The 2988-nt window shown below is 60.1% G+C and carries 3 protein-coding genes and 1 pseudogene; 2 read left to right on the top strand and 2 right to left on the bottom strand.

Annotated features, from left to right (window positions below; genetic code table 11):
- A pseudogene (locus AC1D2P_RS30485) lies at positions 1-132 on the top strand (IS256 family transposase); the annotation flags it as partial.
- 153 nt (positions 133-285) lie between these two features.
- Here AC1D2P_RS30485 and AC1D2P_RS30480 read toward each other — a convergent pair.
- Complete coding sequence (locus tag AC1D2P_RS30480; RefSeq protein ID WP_109787783.1) at positions 286-1209, bottom strand: LysR family transcriptional regulator; 924 nt, start codon at positions 1207-1209, stop codon at positions 286-288.
- 47 nt (positions 1210-1256) lie between these two features.
- On the bottom strand, positions 1257-2273 hold the full coding sequence (locus AC1D2P_RS30475; protein ID WP_477758527.1) for an MBL fold metallo-hydrolase: 1017 nt from the start codon (positions 2271-2273) through the stop codon (positions 1257-1259).
- A gap of 210 nt (positions 2274-2483) precedes the next feature.
- On the opposite strand from AC1D2P_RS30475, the gene AC1D2P_RS30470 reads away from it, so the two are divergent.
- On the top strand, positions 2484-2930 hold the full coding sequence (locus AC1D2P_RS30470) for a helix-turn-helix domain-containing protein (RefSeq protein ID WP_046027993.1): 447 nt from the start codon (positions 2484-2486) through the stop codon (positions 2928-2930).
- Positions 2931-2988 lie beyond the last annotated feature (58 nt).

Below are 2988 nucleotides of genomic sequence, written 5' to 3'. Positions count from 1 at the left end.
GCGACAAAACTGATCTGGCTTGGACTGCGCAATATCACAGCAAACTGGGGGGCCGCGGCCCATGACTGGAAAAGTGCGATGAATCAATTCGCGATTCTGTACGGAGATCGATTTATCAGGCCGACCTGGTAAAAGCATGGCCTGCCTAACGGCAGGCCGTTAACGGCCCGCACACAAAATATCTGACAGTCCCCGCCGTAAGGGCGAAACCCTAAGCCGCCGTTACCGCAGCAACGGATATGTACACCAAAAACAACAACTTGGTCGGCCCAAAGGCCGCCACGTTCAAGCAGATACCACAGGCAAAGGCCCAGACATAAACTCACTGATCCGCGACCGCAACCATCGCTCCGCCGGATCATTATCATGCACCCCACTCCACGCCATCGACAGTTGCGCCGCATCAATGGCAAACGGCGGGTCCTCAGCCCGCAACCCACACCCCTCCACCAACGCACACGCCGCATAATCCGGCACCGTGGCAATCATCTCGGTGCCAGCAAGGATCGCACGCAAACCACTGAACTGCGGCACCCCCAACACCACACGCCGACTACGACCAAGCTTGGCCAGGTCGAGATCGATGTTGCCACTCAGATCGCCGGAAAACGAAACCATGGCATGCGGCCGCTCGCAGTATTCATCCAGCGTCAGAGTGCCGGGACGCTTGTCCCCACGCAGCACCTTGCAGGGAATGTCGCGCAGTTTTTTGCGCTTGGCATTCGCCGGCAATTCGGTGGTATAGCTGACACCCACGGAAATCTCCCCGGACGCCAGCAACGCCGGCATCAACAAGTAATTGGCGCGGCGCACCACAATCACGATCCCTGGCGCCTCTTCCTGAAGCTGTCGCAGCAGCGGCGGAAACAGACCGAATTCAGCATCGTCCGACAGCCCGATGCGAAACACGTCGCAACTGCTGGCCGGCTCGAACTCCTTGGCGCGACTGACCGCGCCGGAGATCACATCCATCGCCGGCTGCAACTCCTTGAGAATCGCCAGCGCCCGCCCGGTCGGCTCCATGCCGCGGCCATTGCGCAGCAACAGTGGATCGTCGAACAAATCCCGTAACCGCCCCAATGCCGCACTCACCGCCGGCTGGCCCATGAACAGTTTTTCAGCAACACGGGTCAGGTTTTTTTCGAACATCAAGGCCTCGAAAATCACCAGCAGGTTCATGTCGACACGGCGCAGGTCGTTACGGTTCATAGGCATGGCTCCCTTGTGAGTTCAGACAGGCACGAAGCGCTGGGACTTTACTCGATCAGCGGTACGTTGGCTGCTCGTTTGTAAGGGCCGTACTCGACCGGCACCCATTGGAAGTGCTTGCCCTCCGCCGCGATGTGGCCGATGCCCGGAAACGGCAGGTGCGCCGCCGTGACCCAGGTCTTGCTGGCCACCGCGTCGCTGAACACCTTGGCGCGGCGTTTGATGGCTTGCTGGCTGTCGACGTCAAAACCGATCGACACTTCCGGGTGTTCGAACTGCACGGCGAGGTTATGCACCAGATCGCCCATGAACAAAATGCTCTGGCCCTGAGAGGTGAAACGGTAGGTGGTGCTGCCCGGCGTGTGCCCGGCTTCCAGCTCGGCATCGACCACGCCTGGCACGGGCGACTGACCGGCGTCGAACGTTTTGAAGCGACCCTGCGCGACGTAAGGCCCGGTGGAGTCCTGGGCGATTTTGAAATACGGCTTTGCGCCCTCGGGGGCCTTGGCGATGGCCTGAGAGTCAAGCCAGTAATCGGCCTCGGCCTTGGCCGCATACACCGTGGCATTGGCGAACACCGGTTTTTGCTCGGCATCGACCAGCCCGCAGACGTGGTCCAGGTGCAGGTGCAGGTGAGTCAACAGGATCGCGTCAACCTGAGACGGTTCATAGCCGGCGGCTTTCATGTTGTCCGAGAGCATGCCGGCGGTGGCGCCGATGCACTGGCCGGCGCCGGTATCCACCAGGATCAACTGCTTGCCGGTATTGACCAGAAACGCATTGAACGCGGTTTGCACGCCCGGTGTTTCAATCGAGCGCCGGGCGAGCAGCGCGCGGATCTGGCTTTGGCTCAGGCCTTTGAGCAGCTTGGGCGACAGGTCGTTGTAGCCATCGAACAACGCCGTCACTTCGTAATCGCCCACCGCCAAACGGAAGTAACCCGGCACTTGGGTGCCGACCTGCGCCGGTGCCTGAGCCTGAGCCTGAGCCTGAGCCTGAGCCGAGGAAATGCCGGACGCCAGCGCTACCGCAAGCCCTATCGCGCAAACCAACGAATGTTTCATGTGTTCACCCTTGATCGAATCAGAAAAACGGCCACAGACACGCCGCCGGATGACGCCGATTGTGCCGGCACCTCGCCCACGGAAAATTGCAGCGATGTGCTGAGTTAGAGCGGTTACTCGATATGGAAAAAACCAGGAAATTAACAACGTTTAACTCGCCTGCCAGCGCCCCGCGACCAAGAATGAAGCTCACCGACACGGACATTTGTCATGGCTCATTCTCAGCAAAACACTGCCCGCGCGGCAGTTATTGATACGCGAAAGAAGACCACCGGCGGCCTGACCCCATGGCGAGAAAACCTGGCCAAACAACTGATTCTGGATCGACTCGGTGAAACGGTTGAAGTGACCGAGCTGGCCCACGCCTGCGCCCTCTCGCGCAGTCATTTCTCCCGCGCGTTCAAGTGCAGCACCGGTTACTCGCCCCAGGACTGGATTCGTCACCAACGTATTGCCCGGGCCAAGGAACTGATCCGCACGACCGATTTGAGCCTCACGCAAATCAGCCTCGAATGCGGCTTCTGCGATCAAGCGCATTTCTGCCACATTTTCACCCGCAGCGAGGGCATCAACCCGTTTGCCTGGCGTTGCCGTGCTGTACCCGCTCAGCCCCGCCGCCCCGTCTGTACCGCTCAAGCGCAGCCGAACACTTTGTAGCAGGTGTAGCAGCTGTCGAGCTTGCGAGGCTGCGTCCGGCTGCGAAGCAGTCGTGAAA

It is taken from the genome of Pseudomonas sp. P1_F1_2, from assembly GCF_056405815.1.
The sequence above is the reverse complement of the archived record's forward strand: the minus strand, read 5'-3'. Positions and strand labels throughout refer to the sequence as shown.

Coding starts and splice junctions, on each gene's coding strand:
- AC1D2P_RS30475 (WP_477758527.1), bottom strand. CDS start 2,273: ATGAAACATTCGTTGGTTTGCGCGATAGGGCTTGCGGTAGCGCTGGCG.
- AC1D2P_RS30470 (WP_046027993.1), top strand. CDS start 2,484: ATGGCTCATTCTCAGCAAAACACTGCCCGCGCGGCAGTTATTGATACG.
- AC1D2P_RS30480 (WP_109787783.1), bottom strand. CDS start 1,209: ATGAACCGTAACGACCTGCGCCGTGTCGACATGAACCTGCTGGTGATT.